Origin of the sequence: Streptomyces sp. M-16 (assembly GCF_052114405.1) — a bacterium.
In the GTDB taxonomy this organism is placed as follows: Bacteria; Actinomycetota; Actinomycetes; order Streptomycetales; family Streptomycetaceae; genus Streptomyces.
Genome location: NZ_JBFRER010000096.1, coordinates 1 through 19,182 on the forward strand (window position 1 = coordinate 1; position 19,182 = coordinate 19,182).

Annotated in this window: 14 protein-coding genes and 1 pseudogene; 3 read left to right on the top strand and 12 right to left on the bottom strand. The window is 75.4% G+C overall.

Going from position 1 to position 19,182, the window contains the following annotated elements; translation table 11 throughout:
• From AB4039_RS31635 to AB4039_RS31690, 12 genes and pseudogenes are all read right to left on the bottom strand, one after another.
• A pseudogene (locus AB4039_RS31635) lies at positions 1-525 on the bottom strand (ATP-dependent Clp protease ATP-binding subunit); the annotation flags it as partial.
• Positions 522-1,979, bottom strand: a complete 1,458-nt coding sequence (locus tag AB4039_RS31640; RefSeq protein WP_442272388.1) for a hypothetical protein — start codon at positions 1,977-1,979, stop codon at positions 522-524. The pseudogene AB4039_RS31635 and the gene AB4039_RS31640, both read right to left, overlap by 4 nt.
• Entirely contained in the window at positions 1,976-2,626 is a 651-nt protein-coding gene (locus tag AB4039_RS31645; protein ID WP_442272389.1) for a 4Fe-4S single cluster domain-containing protein, read from the bottom strand. The genes AB4039_RS31640 and AB4039_RS31645 overlap by 4 nt, the downstream gene beginning before the upstream one ends.
• Positions 2,614-3,723: a protein kinase domain-containing protein gene (locus tag AB4039_RS31650; protein WP_442272400.1), complete on the bottom strand. Its 1,110-nt coding sequence runs from the start codon at positions 3,721-3,723 to the stop codon at positions 2,614-2,616. The genes AB4039_RS31645 and AB4039_RS31650 overlap by 13 nt, the downstream gene beginning before the upstream one ends.
• Before the next feature lie 2 nt (positions 3,724-3,725).
• Positions 3,726-4,565, bottom strand: a complete 840-nt coding sequence (locus tag AB4039_RS31655) for a protein phosphatase 2C domain-containing protein (protein WP_266845775.1) — start codon at positions 4,563-4,565, stop codon at positions 3,726-3,728.
• Positions 4,562-5,332 (bottom strand): VWA domain-containing protein, encoded by a 771-nt coding sequence (locus tag AB4039_RS31660; protein WP_266845774.1) that lies wholly within the window; start codon positions 5,330-5,332, stop codon positions 4,562-4,564. The genes AB4039_RS31655 and AB4039_RS31660 overlap by 4 nt, the downstream gene beginning before the upstream one ends.
• Entirely contained in the window at positions 5,325-5,570 is a 246-nt protein-coding gene (locus tag AB4039_RS31665) for a hypothetical protein (RefSeq protein WP_266845773.1), read from the bottom strand. Before AB4039_RS31665 ends, AB4039_RS31660 begins: the two co-directional genes overlap by 8 nt.
• Positions 5,571-5,704: 134 nt before the next feature.
• On the bottom strand, positions 5,705-6,817 hold the full coding sequence (locus AB4039_RS31670) for a macro domain-containing protein (RefSeq protein ID WP_266845772.1): 1,113 nt from the start codon (positions 6,815-6,817) through the stop codon (positions 5,705-5,707).
• Between the two features lie 60 nt (positions 6,818-6,877).
• On the bottom strand, positions 6,878-7,564 hold the full coding sequence (locus tag AB4039_RS31675) for an RES family NAD+ phosphorylase (protein ID WP_442272390.1): 687 nt from the start codon (positions 7,562-7,564) through the stop codon (positions 6,878-6,880).
• Positions 7,561-8,280, bottom strand: a complete 720-nt coding sequence (locus tag AB4039_RS31680) for a hypothetical protein (protein ID WP_442272391.1) — start codon at positions 8,278-8,280, stop codon at positions 7,561-7,563. Before AB4039_RS31680 ends, AB4039_RS31675 begins: the two co-directional genes overlap by 4 nt.
• On the bottom strand, positions 8,277-11,762 hold the full coding sequence (locus AB4039_RS31685; protein ID WP_442272392.1) for a CHAT domain-containing protein: 3,486 nt from the start codon (positions 11,760-11,762) through the stop codon (positions 8,277-8,279). The genes AB4039_RS31680 and AB4039_RS31685 overlap by 4 nt, the downstream gene beginning before the upstream one ends.
• A 111-nt stretch (positions 11,763-11,873) precedes the next feature.
• The gene (locus AB4039_RS31690; RefSeq protein WP_442272393.1) at positions 11,874-12,416 is read right to left on the bottom strand and encodes a hypothetical protein; all 543 of its coding nucleotides are present in this window, start codon (positions 12,414-12,416) and stop codon (positions 11,874-11,876) included.
• Positions 12,417-12,689: 273 nt separating this feature from the next.
• Between AB4039_RS31690 and AB4039_RS31695 the strand changes: the two genes are divergently transcribed.
• The 3 genes from AB4039_RS31695 (at position 12,690) to AB4039_RS31705 (ending at position 18,835) form a co-directional block, all read left to right on the top strand.
• Entirely contained in the window at positions 12,690-16,073 is a 3,384-nt protein-coding gene (locus AB4039_RS31695; protein WP_442272394.1) for a CHAT domain-containing protein, read from the top strand.
• Positions 16,074-16,222: 149 nt separating this feature from the next.
• Complete coding sequence (locus tag AB4039_RS31700; RefSeq protein ID WP_442272395.1) at positions 16,223-17,911, top strand: protein kinase domain-containing protein; 1,689 nt, start codon at positions 16,223-16,225, stop codon at positions 17,909-17,911.
• 417 nt (positions 17,912-18,328) lie between these two features.
• Positions 18,329-18,835: a flavin reductase family protein gene (locus AB4039_RS31705; RefSeq protein ID WP_266845765.1), complete on the top strand. Its 507-nt coding sequence runs from the start codon at positions 18,329-18,331 to the stop codon at positions 18,833-18,835.
• The last annotated feature ends 347 nt before the right edge of the window (positions 18,836-19,182 follow it).

A 19,182-nucleotide genomic window follows, 5' to 3' on the forward strand; every position in this document is an offset into this window, starting at 1 on the left:
CAGGCGCTCCCGGCCGCGGTCCCGCTCGGCGCCGCGCCGGCCGCGTGCCGCGCCCGGCTCGCCGTCGGGTGCCCCCTCCGGGTTCGCGCGGCCCTCCGGCGGCCGGGTGCCCGCGGGCTCCGAGGGCGTGCCCGTGCCGTCGTCCGTCCGTGGATTCCCGGACGGGGGCCCCTCCCGCAAGCGGTCGAAGCGCTCCGCGTGGCCCGCCAGCGGGAAGGTGAGCCCGCCCACCGGGTCCCACCAGCCGACGGTCTCCGCGCCGCGCCGCTCCAGCTGGCGGGCGACCACCACGCGGAAGGAGGCCGGCCGGTCGGCGAACCACCAGCGGTCCCTGATCTGCCCGTTCATGATCACTTGGCGTCCGCGGCGCAGCTCCCAGTCCAGCGAGACGGCCCACAGCGGCATCATGCCGTCCGCGGTGACCGGCGCCCCGTCGCCCGGGGGCCCGCTCCGGCGGTCGGCCGCCGGTGGGGCGCCCACGGCGCCGGCGCCGTCGGCCCGCTTCGTCAGGTCGGACGCGCTCACCGGCTCCACGTCCAGTCCGCGGCGGCCGGCGGCTCGGGAGGCTGCTCCCCGGACCGCTTGCCGCTCCAGGTGAGTTCGCCGGGGACGAAGCCGTTCCGCTCCACGATCGCCTCGTGCACCCGCTCCAGGAGGTCCTCGGTGCGGTCGCACGCCGCGCCCTGCGGATCCGGACGGAGAAGGACGTCGGGCTCGCCGTCGACCTGGTAGAGGAGGACGGCGTCATCGCCGTCCGTGCCGATCGTGGTCCGGTACGTCGCCCCGCTCGGGCGTTCGAAGCTCAGCAGCAGGCGTCCGTCCCGCTCGGTGCCGCCGGTGAAGGAGAAACCCTCACCGAGCATGGCGTCCTGCAGCGCCTCGGCGAGGTCCATCCGGCGCGTATGGGCCAACTGGAGTTCGTCCAGCCGTGCTTCGGCTCCGACGAGCAACTCCTCCAGCGCCGCGACCGCCGTCAGCGCGTCCCCCGCCGCACCCGCCGCGAGCGGGCCCGTCACGGCGGTCAGCGCCGCCTCGATCCGCTCCGCGAGCTCGGGATCGGCCAGCTCCACGGCCTCGGCGGCCGCTTCCTCCACCGACTGCCGTACGACACCGAGCCGGTCCGCCGCTTCGGCGAGCGYCGCCGCGAGCTTTTCCCGCTCCGCCTCCGCGGCCTCCTCCGCCGCCTGCGCCGCCGCCGGCCGGTCCGCCTCCCGCCCGGCGGCGCTTTCCTCCGCCCGCAGGGCGGCCTCCCGAGCACGCTCGACCCGGCGGAGCTCCTCGGCGGCCCGCTCCCCGCCGGTCGCGGCGTGCCGGGTGAGCGCGTGTTCCACGGTGCCGAGCAATGCCCCGAAGCGCGTCTCCCCTCCCGGTCCGGTCGCGGCGCGCAGCTCACCGAGCAGGTCGACGCAGTGCCGGTACCCCTGCGGGTCGTGCTCCCGGGCCTCCGGCCCGATCCGGGCGAGGCGTTCCTCCAGCCCGGCCAGGACGGCTCCGTGGCCGGCGCCCCGGTCGGGAGCCTCCCCCTCCCGGCCGAGCAGGACCACCCGGCCGCGCAGCTCCTCGATCGCCGGGCCCAGCTCCTCCGCGCGGCCGACGCTGCCCCGCAGCAGGTCCAGCCGCTCCCGCAGGGCCCGTACCCCGGAGTCCTGCCCGCGGACCCGGCCCAGCAGCCCTTCCACCTCGGCCAGCCGGCGCGCGTCGGCGCCGGACTGCTCCTGGCGCGACCGGGCGGCATGCGCCTCCTGCCGGGCGGCCCGGCGGGCGGCCAGCTCGGCCTCCCTGCGCTCGGCCTCCGCCCGCGCCCGTTCCCGGCGCGCCGCGGCCTCCCGGGCCCGCCGCTCGGCGCGCTCGGCCCGCTCCTTGGCCCGCTGCGCCTCCAGCCGCTTGCGTGCCGCCTCCCGGCTCCGGCGCCGTTCCGCCTCCAGCCGCGCGTAGGCCGGCGCGACCGTGACGGTGCTGTACTTCGGTGATCCGCTCATGCTTCCCTCCCTGCCTCGGCCCGCAGGACGAAGCCCCGTGCCGCGAGTCGTTCCTCGAGCCCTTCCCGGAACCCCGGAGCCGGCGGCACCCCCGCCCAGGACAGCGACCCGTCGGCCTCGACGGACAGCTCGACCCCCGCGCTGGTGTCCGGCTCGGTCCCCACGTGCGCGTAGCGGTCGGTCAGCGCGACGACGCGCTGGTTGGAGGAGCCGCGCCAGCGCAGGCCGTGCCGCCGGGAGGCCACGTACGGGCCGTCGACGAGGAGGTCGAGGCGCCGCAGCAACGCGCGCCGGTCCGGGTCGCCCCGGCGCAGGGCCTCGTACCGGAAGCCGGAGTAGGCCATCGCGCCGAAGCCGGGGCGCCGCTCCCGGACGCGGTCGAGCAGCGCGGCCAGCCCGGCCGCCTGGGCGAAGGGCTCGCCGCCGGAGAGGGTGACGCCCTCGATGTCGGGCAAAGCGCACAGCCAGTCGGAGAGTTCGGCCACGGTGTGGTCGGTGCCGCCCTCGAAGGGCAGGGTCTCCGCCGCCACACAGCCCCGGCAGCGCAGCGGGCAGCCCTGCACCCAGATCACGGCCCGGACCCCCGGCCCCAGGACGGTGCAGCGGTCGAGCCTCCTGGCCAACGAGAGCCGGTTCACCTCTGCCATGCGGCCTTCTCCTCCATGCCCTCGGCGTCCTTCGCAAGCGGCGCGGCGCGGGCGGCGGGCGGCCCCGGGACCTGCGCCGGATAGCCGTCCGCGCCGTGTTCGGCCAGGTCGCACCACGGGCACCACGGGCGCTCCGCCGTGTGCACGTGCAGGGGGTTCCTCCGGCAGGTCCTCAGCCGCGCCGGCTCCGACTCCGCGGCCAGCGCCTCGGCCCAGGCCGACGCGGGGGGCCGCACCCCGCCGAACGCGGCCCGGAACAGGGCCGTGAGCCGGCGGGGGAGCAGGTCGAGGGGCGGCGCGGACCGGGGCAGGACCACCGAGGTCCGGTCGAGCAGGCGGCACCGTCCGTGCAGGACGTTGTCGTCGTACGAGAGGTAGTCGGCGTCGGCCGCCGGGTGTCCCGCGAAGGGATGGAGCCCGCACATCAGCAGCTCGTGGACGAGGACCGCGAGCACGAAGTCGTCGGCCGTCCGGTCGGGCGCGGTGCCGGCGGGCGCACCGATCCGCTCGGGCGCCGTGTGCCCCGGGCTGCCCATCCGGCCGGCGAACACCTCGCCGCCGTCCGTGAACTGCCAGGAGTCGACGTCGGCGATGCCCACCGCACCGTGTGCGTCGACCCAGAGGTTGTCCGGCTTCAGGTCGCCCACCACGTAGCCCTCGGAGTGCAGGTCCGCGAGGAGGCGGGCGAGCGAGAGACCGGCGGCGAGCGCGGTGGCCCACGTCGCGCGGGGGAGGTGCGTGCGGCGGGCCTGCGGGGTCAGCAGCCGGGCGAACGGCTGGTGGGCGTGGCGCATGTCGGCCATCACGTAGCCGTCCACCCCCTCGGGGCCCGGCCCGCCGGCCCGGACCCCCACCATCGGCCAGGCCACCCGCTGGGTGGCCCCCGACAGCAGCCGGACGGCTCGCGGCTCGCGGCGCTGGCGCACCAGCCGGTCGATCCGGCGCCGGTAGGCGGCCGGGTCCGGCGGGTCGGGGACCAGTTTGGCGACCAGCGGGCGCGCGTGGTCCACGGCGTACACGACCCCTTCCGAGCCGCTGCCGATCCGCCGCGTGAGGTGCCACGTGTGCCCGCTGACGGACACCACGGTGAGGGCCATCGTCACCTGCCGTCCGTCAGGGCGCAGAGCACGGTCAGATCGTCACCGGTGCGGGCCGCCCCGGGCCCGGAGAGCAGGGCGCGCAGGGGTTCGGCGTCACCGCCGTTGGAGCGGAGCGTCGCGGCCAGCCCGCAGAAGAACCGCTCGGACGGTAACGGGCCCGCCTCGGGCGGGAGTGCGCGTACCGAGGGGTGGTCGAGGGTCAGGGCCGCGCAACCGTCGGTGGCGAGCACGACCCCGCTGAGGTCCGGCTCCCACAGGACGAAGGACCGTAATCGCAGGGCCGCCCCCGGCGAGGAGAGGAAGACCGTCTCCGGCGCGCCGGGGACCGGCGGCGGCAGGACCAGGTGGCACCGCTCCCGCGCCCCGGCGGCCTCCGAGGGCCCGGCGGGCTCCCCGGCCCCGGCGGCCTCGCGGGTCAGCACCGTCCCGAAGCAGTCGCCGACCGACACGAACGCCACCCAGGGCGGCCGCACGACCGCCGCGGCCAGCGTCGCGGCCAGCGCTCCGGCCTCCACCGGGCCTCCGGGCGCGGGCACCGCCGAGAGCACGCCCTCGACCGCCCGCCGGTACTCCTCGACCACCCGCGCACCTGCCGCGGCGATCCAGCCCGTCCACACCTCGGGGGCGTCCCCGGCCCCGGGAACGCCCTCGGCCAGGACCCGGCAGGCGGTGTCCACGGCGATGTGCGCGCCGAGGGCGCTGCGCTCCCGGCCTCCGGCGCCGTCCGCGACGGCGAGCACGGCGCTCCCGCCCAGGCCGACCGCCTTGAACGCGTCCTGGCACCCCTGCCCGCGGGCCAGGTGCGCGGTCCCCTGGACGGCGGCCCCCGCCACGATCACCGGAACTTCTCCTCAAGCAGTCGCATCCGGCGCTCCTGTTCCACGAGGTGGGCCGTCTGGACGTGGATCTCGTCGGCCGCCTGGACCGCGCCGATCCGGTCCGAGCTCTGGAACAGCAGATCGAGGATCTGGCCGAAGGGCAGGCCCTCCAGCATCAGAGCGCCCTTCGGCGCGAGGACCCGCAGCAACTCCAGATCGGCGCCGCGCACCCCGATCGCCTGGAGCACGCACTCGCCCCTCTCCTCGCCGAGGCGCACCCTGCGCGCCGTACCGGCCAGCGCGGCGGCGTCCATCGGCTCCCCGTCCGCGTCGCTCGGCGCACCGTCGGTCAGCACCCACAGGAACGGCCTGCGCACCTGGACCTGCCGTGCCTGCAACGCCCGGTGGCGGGTGCGGGCCAGGTCGAGGGCCGACTCGACGGCCTCCGACATCCGGGTCAGCCCGGACGCCTCCAGCCGGGGCGGGCGCATCCGGTCGACCGGGACGAAGATCCGGTCCGGGTCGGCCTCGGCCACCGGCACCAGCCGCTCCCGGTCCGGATCGAAGACCCGTACCCGCGAGTCGAAGGTGATCAGGCAGACCTCCACCCGCGCGCGTAGCCTCGGCTCCGCCCGTACCCCGTCGAACCAGCCGGTCAGAGCCTCGTTCAGCTCGTCGATCCGAGGGTTGCCGGCCGGGCGCCCCATGGACTGCGAGGTGTCGAGGAGCAGTACGACGGGCTGCCGTTCGTCACAGCCCTCCGCGAGTCCGAAACCGTACTCACTCATTCCGCAGAGCCCCGCCCTCGTCCGTCCCGCCCTCGTCCGTCCGGGTCGCGGCCCGCGCGAGGAGGAGGTGCCGCGCGGCGTCGTGGCGCACGACGACCTCCGCACCCGGCGCCAGCCCGGGGGAGTCCGGGAGCATGCGCAGCAGCACGCCTTCGACCAGCACGTACGTGTCGGGAGCCGGCCAGGTGATGACCCGGCCCGGTGTCCCGTGACCCCACTGTCGCATCCCACCGCTCATGGGCCCACGCTAGGTGACGCGACATCAATTACGTGCGCGTCAGCGGAGATTGCCCCCACGAAGATCCCTCCCATGCCCCTGTGCGCCGCCCCGTGCGCTCTCGCGCGCACCGGGCACCCTTCCATTGCACCGGGTCAGCCGGTCGGCCTCCGGTCGTGCGCGGGGCGGATTCCGGCCGGGACGCGCTCCACCACCGCCGCCGCCTCGGCCGTGCGCACCACGAAGTGGACGTCCCACTGCGCCCCGCGCGCCAGCTCCGCCTCCACGGCCGCCCACACGGCGCGCAGACTGACCTCGTAGGACAGGCCGCCGCGGCCCGAACCGAGCAGCGGGAAGCAGACCGAGCGCAGCGGCGGCGCATGGCGGCCGTGCTCCTCGGCCAGCACCGCCAGGGCCCGGGACACCGCCCGGGTGACGTCGGCCGGCAGCACGTCGTAGTCGTTGGTCCCGGCCCGGGGGACGGCGACCGCCGCGTGGTAGATGCGCCGGATGCCCTGGGCGGCCAGGGCCCCGGCGCCGGTGGCCACCACGGTGCCGGGCCGCACCGCCCGCCCCGACGCGCCGTGCCGCTCGGCCCACCGGCGCAGTTCCGTCGGCAGCGGGTCCGCCAGGACCTCACCGGTGACTCCGTGTACGGCCGCCGCCCGCCGTAACGAGGCGGCGATGGACGACTTGTACGCCTCGGGCAGCGCGAAGTGGACATTGGACGGGGAGACGATCACGTCCACGTCGCGCAGCAGGTCCACGGGGTGCACGTGCACGGTGAGCCCGACCGGCCGGCCGGCGGTGCGGACCTCCACGGTCCGGTGGGTGCCCAGACCGCCCCCGTCCGCCCCGGCCGCAGGGGCGTCCGTGGCGCCCGCGTCCGCGGCCAGCCGCACTATGTGCTCGGCGACCTGGCCGAGCACCATCACCTCCTGGTCCTTGCGGAACCGCTCGACGCTCACCCCGTAGAGCGAGGCCGCCCTGGCGCGGCGGGAGGACGCGGGCCAGTCCCGGGTCCCCTGGGCCAGCCCCAGGGTGTACTCGGCGGCGCTGCGCAGCGTCCCCGCGTCCAGGCGCGCGACCGCGCACCGCAGCAACACCTCGATGGGCGCGCCCGGCGGCCGGGCCGAGGGGGTGGCGGCCGCCTCCGCCGCCGCCTCCAGGGCGGGCAGCGCGCGTCCCCTCAGCCGGACCAGTCCCGCGCGCCTGACCTCCTTCAACTCGGAGAGGAGTGCGGCGTAATCAGATGGAGGCAAGGCCATGGACCCACGATGGCATCACCCTTCACAGACGGACAAGCCACGGCGGCCCGCCCGTCGGCATCACCGCGTCACGGGTTTCGACACCTGCGCCCGCAGTGGATCGAGCAGTACGTTCACTTCCCCGACGCCCTCGGGGGAGCCGAGGTCCGCGATGCCCCGCCCCGGCAGCACCTCCAGGGCGTCGCAGTGACAGTCGTCGAAGCGGTCGTGGAAGAGCACCATGGAGTGCCGGGGGCGGTTGCGGCGTGACTGCCAGACGAGCCCCATCGCGTCGGGCGCCTGTGCCCGGATCTCGCTCGTCCACCGCCGTGCCATCGGATAACTCCGCTCGTCGTCCAGCAGGTTGGCGGTCTGGTGAACGGCGGCCAGGTCCTTCTCCTCGATCAGGGAGACCAAGGTCAGCTCGCGCGTGGTGCGCAGCACGCTCAGCGTCCGGCCGTGGACGGTGGCGTACGGGATCTCCCTCCTGCCGCCCGTCCACGGCACCGAGCGCAGCACGCTCTCCGCGACGGCGGTCAGGGCGTTGTCGGCCACGTACAGGCTCCGGTACGGGTCCAGCACCGTGCCCTCGAAGCGGCCGCCGCCGAGGTGGAGGTCCGCGAGTGTCGGGTTGAACTGGGTGGGCCGGTACTTGGACTTGTGCACCCGCCACAGCTCCGTGCCGGCCGGGACCACCTCGCGGTTGGGGTCCAGTTCGTCCTTGATCATGGGGAAGAGCCTGATCAGGGGCGGGAGGTTGCCCATCATTCCCCCTCCACGAGTGCGCTGGCCGCGCCGACGAGTTCGTGGTCGGGCAGCCGTCCCAGGAACGATGCGGGGGTTCCGCCCAGCCAGGTGTTCCCGCCGAGCCACCAGGACGCGGCGCCCCGGGGGTCGATGTCCGCCAGGAGCAGCCGGTTGACTTCGAGGACGACCTCGTGCGGGGTGCCGCCGCCCGTGGGGAACTGGAACCGCGGGTAGCGGTCGCCGTTCGGCGGGTCCGGCAGCCTGATCAGTTCGGGCGGCGGCGCACCACCGCAGCGGGCCGTCGCCTCGGCCGCCGAGAACGCCGGCTCCCGCAGCAGCGGATCCGGCGCGCGGTCGTCGCCGGTCCCCACGGGGGGCGTCGCGGCGGGACCGGGACCGGGAGCGGCCGGTGCCGGGTCCGGCGCCGCCATGAGGCTGATCAGTGCCAGCGCCTCCGTCACCGCCGCCGGCCCCGGGGGCTCGGCCACCAGGCGGGCGCCGTTCACCGCACTGCGCACCGGATGCTCGAACGGCAGCGGCCGCAGCGCCAGCCTGACGCCCTGGAGCGCCCTGCGCACCGCCATGGTGTCGTCCGGCGGTGCTTCGGCGAGCGCGGTCAGCCGGGTGAGCAGCAGCGCGTGCTGCTCGTCGTCGAGCGCCGCGCGGATGGACTCCCGGTGCTCGCCGATCAGGGCGAGCAGCGGCTCCGCGGACGGTCCGCGGCCCTCCTCGTTCATGCTGTCCCTTCTGCTGTGTTCGTCGCGCCCGGGCCCGGATGTCCCTGATGGACGAAGGCGGCCCAGAGCGCGGTCCGTTCCAGTCCCGGCTGTCCCATCTCCCGGAGCAGGTCGCCCCGGAGGGAGCCGGGGTTCTCGCGGCGGGGGTCGAGCATCCACAACTGCGCGGCCCGCAGGGCGTCCACGGGACTGAGCCCGTCGACGGCCAGGTGGTGGTGGAACACGGCCATCAGCAGCGCCGTCGCACTGTCCTGGGCCAGCCACCGCGATCCCACGACGTCCCGCGCTCCGGCGGCGACGAATGCCGTGGTCAGGGTCAGTGCCTCGTCGTGGTCACGTGTGCTCAGATCCGTCTGGCACGCGCTCAGGACCACCAACGGCCCCTCGGACCCCTCCTGCCGCCCCTCCCGGTCGAGCAGTCGCGTCACGGACAACGGTGCCGGTGTGCACTCCTCGTCGGCCGCGAGGTGCAGGGCCGAGACCGTGGGGCGCGTACCCGCCGAGCCGTGCGAGACCACGTGCAGCAGGGAGGTGCCGTCGGAGAGGAACCCCAGGACCGCCTCGGGCGTGCCGGGCGGCAGCTCCTCGCCGTAGAGCGCGCCGCACAGCCGGGCGTGCGGATAGAAGGCGTCCCGCAGCGCGGTGACCTCCGTATCGGAGAAACCCAGGCTCATCGTCGGGTCGGCGACCAGGACGGGGGCGGCCACCGGGTCCCGCGGAGCCCGTCCCGCCGTCCGCAGGAACTGGCCGCCGGACGCCGCGTAGCTGATGACCGCCGCCTGGCAGAGCCGCTCGTGGGCCGCCCCGGCCGGCAGCCGCGCCGCGTGCCACGGCACGATCCCCAGGCGCCCGCAGGGCACCAGTACGACACGGAGCGGACCGTCCTCGTCCCCGCGTCCTTCGCCGTCCGCCGCCAGGCGTTCCTCGATGCCGCCGAGGACCGGGCCGAGGGCCTGGAACGCCCAGTCGCACAATTCCTCCAGGGCCTCTTCCCACGCCCGTGCGACGGCCGTGTCGTTCTGGTCGCGGTCCCGTGCCGCCGCGGCCTCCACGTACCGTGCCAGCGGGCCGTCCTCGTCGTCGGTGAGCCGGGGCAGGGCGCCGGCACCGGCCCCCAGCCGCGGCCCCACCGCGATCACCAGGCCCGGGCCCTCGTCGTCGCCGGCCAGCAGGTAGAGGAGTACGTCCGCACCCGCGTCGGCGAGCCCGTCCGCGAGCTCGCTCAGCGTGGGCGTGCTCAGCAGGCCGCCGTCCCGGCGGTAGCCGAGGGCGTCGAGGGCCTGGCGGCGCAGGGTGCTCGGCAGCACACCGGGAACCTCCCCCGCATCGCCCGGACCGCCGCCCCCGTCCGCGGTGCCCCCGCCACCCCGCGCGGCGCCGTCGGCCGTCCGCCAGGCCTCGGCGAGGTCCGGGCGCCCGGCCGCCTCCAGGCGTTCGGGCACGGCGGAGGAGGTGGAGGCCGCCTGCAGGACCAGTGCCCGGCCCAGCTCCAGCGAGGCCACGGCCTCGTGCAGCCGTCCGTACGAGGCGGCCATCCGGGCCGCCCGTACGCCGCGGCTGGCCCCGGTGCGGGCGGCCAGCAGACCGTGCTCGGCGCCCGCCTGGAGGAGGACGTCGGCGGCCAGGGCCGTCAGCGCCTCCTCGGCGGCTTCGAGCGCGCCGCCGTCCGCCGGGGCGGAGGCGTCTTTCCGGAGCTGCCCGCGCAGGTGGTAGGCCTCGGCCAGGTGCCACAGCGCGTCGGCGGCGATCCGCGGCGCCCTGCCCTCCCGGACGCCCTCCCGCAGGCGTTCGAGCTCGGCGATCAGGACGTCGAGCACGGCCGGGTCCCGGTCGAGGCCGAAGCGCACGCCCAGGGAGAGCGTGGAGGTGTACAGGTCCTCCATCGAGGCGTCCGGGGACGGCGGAACGTGGTCGGGGACCGCCGTCGCCGGCTCCCCGGCGAGGGCGGCGCGGATCATGCCGAGGTCCCCCGTCCAGGGGACGGGCAGCTCGCCGGCGAACGGCAGTCCGCTCTCCCCGGCGCGGTTCGTCGCACGCTCGACGTGGGGCAGGGCCCGCAACAGCGTCTCCCGGTCCCGGGTCGCGACCCCGAGCGAGCCGTACGCCGCGCCGAGCGCACCGTCCACCGCGAACCGGAGCGGATCGCCCTCGGGGACGGCCGCGCCCAGGGTCTCCGCCTCTGCCACGAGCGCGTGGAGCGCCGGGAGGTCCTCCGCCTCCCGCGCCTCCATCGCCCGGGAGGCGATCTCCATCGCACGCCCCAGGACGGCGGGGTCGCCCATGTCCCGGGGCAGCGAGCCGGAGATCGCCTCCAGGTGGCCGATGACCGTGCCCAGGTGCGCGCGGCCGGCCGCCTGGTCCTGGCGGGAGCCGCCCACGGCCGGACTGATGCCGAGCAGGAGTGCCCTGAGGCCCTCCAGGGCGGAGCTCTGGTCGGGGCCCGGCAGCGGCAGGTCCTGTGCCGAACGCAGCTTGGCGAGGAGGTCGTCGAGCGCCCGGGGGTCGCCGCCGCGCAGGACGGGGTCCAGCCCTTCGGTGGTCGCGTTGACGGCGTCCAGGGCGCGGACCAGGTTCCGGAGGTCATCGTGAGTGAGCGTCGGCCCCTGCTCCGGCCCTGGCCCCTGCTCCGGCCTTGGCTCCGGCTCCGGCCCCTGCTCCGGCCCCCGCTCCGGCCCTGGCCCCCGCTCCGGCCCCCGCTCCGGCCCTGGCTTCGGCTTCGGTCCCGGCTCCGGTCCCGGCCGCCGGGGCGGGCCGGGCGGTGTCGTCCCGCCGTGCTCCCCACCGGCCCCGAAGCCCCCGGCGCCCGCGAAGGCCCGGTCCATCATCTGCCGTAACTGATCCGCGAAGGGCGAACCGGCCGGCACCATGCCCGACAGCATCCGGGAGAGCCCTTGCGGGGACGGGTTCGCGAGGACCTCCTGGACCTGGCGCAGCGGATCCAACACCTCGGCGGGCAGGGGGAGTCGAGCCGCGTCCTCCATCAGCCCGCCCAGTTCGGACGCAGCCTTGAGCATCCCGGCGGGGCCCGTCCGGGTGACCCAGTCGAGATAGCCGGAGAGGTCGGGCGCGGCCCCGTGGGAGCCCTCCTGGGGCTGGATCGGCGAGACGTGGGTGATCAGGAACAGCGCCGCCCATCGCCGCTCCTCCTCGGTCACCACCGCCCCCAGCGGTGTCGTACGGTCCCGGGCGTCGCGCAGCAGCGCCTCGGCCCGCTCCCGGTCCCCGGCCGTACCGCCCCCGGTCGCGTGCCGCAGGGTCAGCGCACCCGCGAGCCATACGTTCACCGAGCCGCGCAGTCCCTCGTCGTGGTCCAGCAGACCGGCGAGCCGGTCGAGTTCGGCGACCGACGCCTCGCAGGCACGGAGTGACGGCGGACCGGCCCCCCGCAGACCGGGAAGCAGCCGCTTGACCCGCTCCACGGCGTCCGAGACCCAGACGCGCAGGCCCTCGACGCCACCGCTCTCCTCCCGGCTCACCGGCATTCCGCCTCTCCGGCCACGCACGCACGGCCCCCACGCGCTCCCCACAGGCTCCGAACTCCCCACTATGCACATCCGCGCTGGACGTCGCGGGGAGTTCCCCGCTTCTCCCGGTCAACGACCGGAGTCCGACCCGGAGGTGCCCAGATCGGCCCGCATCTCCCGCCGCATCTCCCGCAACCGGGCCCACAGCGACCCGATGGCCGCGCGCGCGGCGGCCGGTGAGTCCCCCGGCCGCGCCGCGCCCTCGTCCAGCCGCCGGAGCATGCCGTAGACCGCGCCGAGACCGTGACTGACGGCGGCGGCCTGGTCGAGCACCCGATCCGGCAGCCGCATCTGCGCCTCCGCGTACACCTCCCGGTGGTGGTCGCGCGCCCCGGTGAGCCGTTGCCGTGCGCGGGGCAGCTCGGCGTCCTGCCCCAGCGCGTGCAACTGGTCGTTGAGCGCGGCCAGATAGTGCCGGCCGGAGGTGTTGAGGGCCACGTAGCACGCCCGCAGTTCCCGGGACGAGGCGCGCCGGTCCCGCAACTCCTCGGTGCGTTCCTGATCCCGCTGCCGACTGCGGTCCGCCGCCCGCTGGGTCAGGAGCGCGGACATCAGTGTGCCGACTACGCCCACGACAGCCGTCAGCAGAGCGGTCAGCACACCGATGTCCACGCGGCCCCCCCCTTGTTCCCCGCACGACAAGCGAAGCAGCGGGGGTGCGCCGGGTGAAGGCCCGGCCCGGACTTCGCCCGGTGTTTGCCCCGTTGCCGCCCATCGGGGGCCGGGAGCGGGGGTGCGGTGGGCGGTGCCGGGGTGGTGATCGGTCGATTTCCGGTCGGGAAGGGCGAGTTGACCACGATCGGGTACGACGGGAGCACTCTGCGGCCATCATGGGGCCGCGGGAACGACCGGATGGATTCACCGAGCCGACGGGGGCGTGGGGGCATGGCGGAGGCGGAGGACGGGGAGAGCGGCGGGGTCCGGGCACTTCGGACCTGGGCCACGGAGGCGGGCGAACGCGCCGCCCGGCTGCTGGGACGGGACGACGACCGGTCTCCGGCGTCCGCCGGGGAGTTCGAGAGCTCCGACGCCGAACTCTCGCGGCTGCGGCCCCTCCTGGACCACGAGCCGGAGCTGCTCGGCAGGATCACCCTGGTGCACGGAGGCCTGCTCGCCATCCGTCACGCCACCGGGCGGGGCCTGCCGGACGACCCGGAACGGGCCCGGCGTCTGCTGGAGGAGGTGCGGGACCGTACGACGGTCGCCGGGGAGCGGATGGCGGAGGACGGCAGGCAGTGGGCGGCGATGTTCCTGATGACGGTGTCGGGGCATGTCGACCCGGGCGGCCCGGCGGGGGCGCCCCCGGACTTCTGGTCCGTCTTCGACCGGGCGACGGCGGCCGGGCCCGGAGGAGCCGCCGCCGAGGCGGCCCGGATGGCGGCGCTGGCCGACGAGGCCGGGCAGCTGCCGGTGCCGCCGGAACTGCGGGCCCGGCTCGGACAGATGCGGGACGTGCTGTCGTACATGTCGGAGACCGACCTCTCCGACCCCGGGACAGTGCTGGCGATGCTGCCCCCCGACCTGCCGTTCGGAGAGCAGCTGCGGACCATGCTGGACCTCGTGGCCGCCCTGCCGGGCTCCGACGACTCCGCCGCCCCGGCCGACGGGGCCGGCTCGCGCGAGTCGCCGGTACCGGGAGCCGTCGGCCAGGAGCCTCAGTCGGAGTCGGAGTCGGAGTCGGAGTCGGAGCCGGAGCCCGAGGCCGATGACGCCGTCACCAGCGCGTGGGTCGCCGCCGTACTCGGCCTGCCGGAGACCCTGCAGACCGGCGATCCCGAGTCCCTCAACCGGCTTCTCCACCGGCTGGGCGGCCAGCTCGACCTCCTGCCGCAGGGGCACGGCCGGGCCTCCGAGATCGAGAACCTGATGCGCATGGTGCTCCAGACGGCAGGGCCGCTCGGGGGCAGCAGGGCGGACAGCGGTATGGCCCACGGGCAGATCGACTCGGTCGTCGCGCACTTCGCCGGGTGGCCGGCCGGGGATCCCGCAGTGGCGGACCTCACCGTCGGGGTCCGCGCGTACGAACTGTTCCTCAGAATGAACGCGGCGGAGGAGGCGGAGAACGAGGAGGAGCACCGGAGGCTGGCGGGGGAGGTGGAGGCCCTCGAACGGGAGACGCCCGCCGATCACGCCTTCCGCCCGGTGGTGGAACTCGTCCACGGCACCGCCCTCACTTCGACGGCCGCGCGTACGGGCGACAGCGAGATGCTCACGCGCGGCCTGGCACGGCTGGAAGCCGCCCTCACAGACATGCCCATGGCACCACCCGGGTTCCCCCGCGAAGAGTTCGTGGCGGCCCGCGAAGCGCTCCGCGCCCTGCGGGCCGTGCAGGGAGACACCCCCGGCCTCATGCCCGACCCCGCTCCGCCGGCCCCCGGCGCCGCCCCGGGCACCCGTTACCTCGCCGCCCTGACGGCGACCCTGCGGCACTCCACCACCGAGGACCCCGCCGATCTGGACGCGGCCATCAGCGGACTGGAGCAGGTCCGCGACGACGTCCGGCGGGGCCGGTGGCCGCAGCTCGCGGCCCCCGCCCTGTGGCAGCTCGCGGAGAACTACCGCCGCCGCCTGGAGCGCACCCAGGACCCGGCGGACCGGGACGCCGCCACGGACGCGGCCCTGGAGTCGCTGCAGGCGCTCGCCGGTGAGGTCGTCCTGCAGGGCGGCTCCGACCACGGCCTGGTCGCCGCCCGGTCCGGGGCCGACCGCGGGGTGCGCGCCGCCATCTGGGCCGCCTCCCAGGGCCGGGTCGAGGACGCGGTCGCCGCGCTCGAACTGGGCCGGGCCCTGGTGCTGCGAGCGGCGTCCAGCTCCCGGGCCGTGCCCGAACTGCTGGAGTCCCGCGGCCACCACGACCTCGCCGCCCAATGGCGGGCGGCCGAACGCGGAGGGGACACAGCCGGAAACGGCACGGCACCCGACACGGTCCTCTGGGAACTGCCCAGCTCCCTGCGGCGCCACGCCCTGGAGGCCCTCGGCTTCCGCGAGCCGGGCGGCGCCCTCTTCTCCACCCCCACGGTCGACGAGCTCAAGGCCGGGGTGGCCGAGGGCAACGCGGACGCGCTGGTCTACCTGCTCGCGGGCCAGGGCGCCACGCCGGGCATGGCGGTGGTCGTGGGCCCGGACATCGGCACCGGAGTACGGGCACTGCCCCTCCTGTCCGGGGAGAAGAGCGGCCCCCTGGAGCGCTACCTCGACGCCGCGGCCGCCCACCAGGAGCGCCCCGGCGTCCCGGAGGCCGCGCAGACCTGGGAGGACGCCCTGTCCGACCTCTGCGACTGGGCGACGGACGCGGTGATCCTCCCGGTGATGAGCGGCATCGCGGAGCGGCTCGCCGGGAACGAGAACCGGCGCAAGGACCGCCCCGGCCCACCCAGGATCGTGCTGGTGCCCTGCGGCGGCCTCGGCATCGTGCCCTGGCACGCGGCCCGGCTGCCGGCCGAGGCCCCAAGCGACTACGTCTGCCAGATCATGGTCATCAGCTACGCGGCGTCCGGCCGCCAGTTCCTGAACACGGTCCGGCGCGCCCGGCGCGCCCCGGCCGACGCCCCCGTCCTGGTGGCGGACCCCACCATGAGCCTGCCGTACGCGGAGCTGGAGGTGGCGGCGCTCCAGCAGGCCCTGTACCCGCGGGCGCGGCTGTACGGGGAGTTCTACGAACCGCCCGCCGAGCCCGTGGCGGCCGGCACTCCGGGAGACCTCCTCGACGCGCTCGCCGGTGCTCCGTCCCTGCTCCACGTGGCGTGCCACGGCTCGGCGGGCACCAACCCGACGACCTCCGCGCTGCGCCTGGCACCCGACGCGGACGGACCGGAGGGGGACCGGCCCACCCACCTGCTGACCGTCTCGCAGCTGCTCGACCGCACCACGGACGAACAGGAGGCCCCGGACGGGCCACTGGTCGTGCTCAGTGCCTGTGAGACGGACCTGAGCAAGCGCGACCACGACGAGGCGCTCACCCTGACGACCGCCTTCGTGGCCGGCGGCGCGCGGGACGTGGTGGGTTCCCGGTGGGCCACGCAGGACTCGGCCGCGGCGCTGATGATGGCCGTGTTCCACCACTACCTGACCGTCGAGGGCCTGAGCCCGGTCGACGCCCTCCACTTCGCGCAGATGTGGATGCTCGACCCGGACCGGAAGAACCCGGGGTCGCTGACCGGCAGCCTCCTCGACGAGCTGACCCGCGGCCCGGACCTGCACCACCCGGCCACCTGGGCCGCCTTCATCCACCAGGGCCATCCGGGGCCGTCCACCAAGGGGGTGAGGTGACGGTGCGCGGCGGTCCGATCGGCGGACGGTGCCGGCGACGGGCGTGGGCATCGCTCATGGGGAGGACGTGAAGAAGAAGTGATGGACCGCCCCCCGGCGTGTGACTACGATCGCGGCCTGTGTCACAACCAGCGGGGGAGCGACAGACCTTGGAGACACTGGTACCGGGCGATCCGCAGCGCATAGGTCCGTACCGATTGGTGGCGCGGCTCGGGGCCGGCGGGATGGGGCAGGTCTTCCTCGGGCGCACGGCGGGCGGACGGACGGTGGCCGTCAAGACGGTCCGCCCCGAGTACGCGGCGGACCCGGAGTTCCGGCAGCGGTTCCGGCAGGAGGTGGCCGCCGCGCGCCTGGTCGGCGGCCGTTGGACCGCCCCGGTGCTGGACGCCGACACCGAGGGCGGGCAGCCGTGGGTGGCGACCGGCTACGTGGCCGGGCCCTCGCTGTCCGCCGCTGTCCGGCGGTTCGGCCCGTTGCCGCCGGACGCGGTGCGGGTCCTGGGCGCCGGGCTCGCCGAGGCGCTGGCGGCGGTGCACGAGCTGGGCCTGGTCCACCGGGACGTCAAACCCTCCAACGTGCTGCTGGCCCTGGACGGCCCGCGGCTCATCGATTTCGGCATCGCCCGCGCCCTGGACGCGACCTCGGTCCTGACCCGGTCCGGGTACGTCGTCGGCTCGCCCGGTTTCATGTCCCCCGAGCAGGCGCGGGGCGACGCCACCGGGCCGGCCGGGGACGTGTTCGCGCTCGGTGCCGTGATGGCGTTCGCGGCGACCGGGACCGCGCCGTTCGGCGAGAAGGACAGTGCGGCCGTGCTGCTCTACCGGATCGTCCACGAGGAGCCCGAACTCGAAGGGATCACCGGAGAGTTGCGTGACCTCGTGCATGGCTGCCTGGAGAAGGACCCCGTTCGCAGGCCGACGCCCGGACAACTGCGCCACGGGCTGGATCGGATCGGGGCAGAGGGCACCCGCCTCGGCGAACGCGGCTGGCTGCCGCGGAACGTCTCGGACGCGGTGGCGCGGTCGGCGGTGGAACTCCTCGACCTGGAGGGGCAGGCCGCGGACGCACACGCGGTTCCACCGGTTCCGTCGGACCCGCCCACCGCGATGACCGCGCCGCTCCCGCCCCAGCCGCGCACGGTGCCCTACCCGGCGCCCGGTCACCCCGGCGGCCACGCACCCGCCCCGCCGTACGCACACATGGCCGCGCCGGCCACACCGCCGGGCCGGTACCCGTATCCGGCGGTTCAGCCGGTGGCGCAGCCGGCCGGGCCCCGGCGGTGGGCCGGCAGACTGCTCGCACTGGTGGTGATCGGGGTGGTGTCGGCGGCGCTGGCGGGCCTGGTGGCCTGGCAGGTCGCGGGCGGGGGCAGCCACGACAGCGCCGACGGACGGCCCGTCGGCGCCGCCGGCCCGGCCTCGTCCTCGACGCGGGCCTCGACGCCGGCCTCGTCCTCGACCTCCCCCTCGCCCTCGACCGGGGGCGCGTCGGACGCCGGGGCCGTGCCGAAGGCCTTCGTCGGCGTCTTCGCCGGCAAGGTGAGCTCTCCGGCCGGAGTGTCGATGGCGGTCCGGGTCACCCTGGTCCAGGGTGCGGTCGGGGACCCCATCAACACCACGGAGACCGACGGCGGAACCGGCACCGGGAAGGTCGTCTGCACGGGTGAGGCCACCCTCGTGAGCGCGACCGACGCCCGGCTGGTGCTCCAGCCGGTCCCGCTCTCCGGCGTCAGCGGTTGCACCCAGCTCCCGGGCTACAGCATCGTGACCCTCAACGCCGACGGTTCCCTGCACGTCACCCAGGACGGCCTCAGCGGAGACCTGACCCGCCGGACCTGACACCCCACCCGGCCAACCCGTACGGGCAGTCGCACCTGCCGGTCCTGACGCCCGGGAGGGGGTCAGGACCGTTGCCCGGCAAGTCCTGCGAAGGGCGTCCGCGCGTGACGAGTGCCGTCAGGGCAGCGGCTGGCTCACCGGCTCCGGCTCCGGCTCCGGCTCCGCGCCCGCGTTCTCCGCGGGAACCTCATCCCCCTGAGTCCTGACCGACTCCAGCAGGAGCCGTTCACGGCGCGGCTGCTCGACCCGCGCCCCCGCCTCCCCGCCGGCGTGCCGCCCGCCCCGGGCCGGCTCGAAGGGCGGTGGCTGGTGAGCGAGAGCGTGGTCCTCACCGCCATCGCGGTGCCCGCGCCCGTCTGATGCGGGTGAGGGGTCCCTGACAAGAGGAGAAGCAACCGTTGTCTGGAGGGAATCGAAATGCCCGCTGAGGAGCTGACGGACAGCTTCCGGCACGCCATGTCCGCGTTCCCGAGCGGGGTGACGATCGTGACCACCGTGGACGCCGAGGGGAAGTGGTGGGGCTTCACCGCCACTTCCTTCTGCTCGGTCTCCCCCGATCCACCGCTGGTGCTGGTCTGTCTCTCCGTCGACGCGCAGTGTCACCCGGCCTTCTCGGCCGCGAGATCGTGGGTCGTCCACATACTGCCGCCCCAACACCGAGACCTCGCCCTGTGGTTCTCCGCCAAGGGTGTCGACAAGTTCTCCCGGGGCGAGTTCACGACGAACCCCCAAGGCCACCCCCTCCTTGAGGGGGCCTGCGCCGTGCTGGAATGCGAGGCGACCGCCCGCTACGGCGGCGGCGATCACTCCATCCTCGTGGGAGAGGTGACGGAGGCCCGTGCGTACGACGAAGAGCCGGCGGTCTATTTTCGGCGCGGCTTCCACACCCTGACACCGTTGTTCGAGCCGAGTCCGTCCTCCTGACCCCCGCGGCGACGGAACTCCGGCTGCTCCGGGGATAGGGGGAGGGCGAGCCGGACGTGACCGTGCCCCCGGAGCCCCGAGAGCCTCGCGGGCCGCCGCCTTCGCTGCGACCGCCGAGCGGCACGTCGCACCGGCTTCGAAGGGGAGGAAATATTAAAAATCGGATGTTTGCCTCGTTGGCTGCGGGGTAAGCGATGAATAGGCCTATGAAGCGAGCGAGGGAGCTCGACCGAAGTAGCCGACTTTGGCGGAAGCGTCATGAGGTCCGCCGGGGCCGACAGCAGCTGTCGGGCTGAGAGGCCGGAGGGTGTGGTGACCCGAAGGCGACCCCCAGCACCTGATCCGGA

What these genes read in the sequence shown, in the direction of transcription:
- AB4039_RS31675 (WP_442272390.1), bottom strand. Translation starts at nt 7,564, where the DNA reads ATGATGGGCAACCTCCCGCCCCTGATCAGGCTCTTCCCCATGATCAAG.
- AB4039_RS31660 (WP_266845774.1), bottom strand. Translation starts at nt 5,332, where the DNA reads ATGAGTGAGTACGGTTTCGGACTCGCGGAGGGCTGTGACGAACGGCAG.
- AB4039_RS31680 (WP_442272391.1), bottom strand. Translation starts at nt 8,280, where the DNA reads ATGAACGAGGAGGGCCGCGGACCGTCCGCGGAGCCGCTGCTCGCCCTG.
- AB4039_RS31665 (WP_266845773.1), bottom strand. Translation starts at nt 5,570, where the DNA reads ATGAGCGGTGGGATGCGACAGTGGGGTCACGGGACACCGGGCCGGGTC.
- AB4039_RS31705 (WP_266845765.1), top strand. Translation starts at nt 18,329, where the DNA reads ATGCCCGCTGAGGAGCTGACGGACAGCTTCCGGCACGCCATGTCCGCG.
- AB4039_RS31670 (WP_266845772.1), bottom strand. Translation starts at nt 6,817, where the DNA reads ATGGCCTTGCCTCCATCTGATTACGCCGCACTCCTCTCCGAGTTGAAG.
- AB4039_RS31685 (WP_442272392.1), bottom strand. Translation starts at nt 11,762, where the DNA reads ATGCCGGTGAGCCGGGAGGAGAGCGGTGGCGTCGAGGGCCTGCGCGTC.
- AB4039_RS31695 (WP_442272394.1), top strand. Translation starts at nt 12,690, where the DNA reads ATGGCGGAGGCGGAGGACGGGGAGAGCGGCGGGGTCCGGGCACTTCGG.
- AB4039_RS31645 (WP_442272389.1), bottom strand. Translation starts at nt 2,626, where the DNA reads ATGGCAGAGGTGAACCGGCTCTCGTTGGCCAGGAGGCTCGACCGCTGC.
- AB4039_RS31650 (WP_442272400.1), bottom strand. Translation starts at nt 3,723, where the DNA reads ATGGCCCTCACCGTGGTGTCCGTCAGCGGGCACACGTGGCACCTCACG.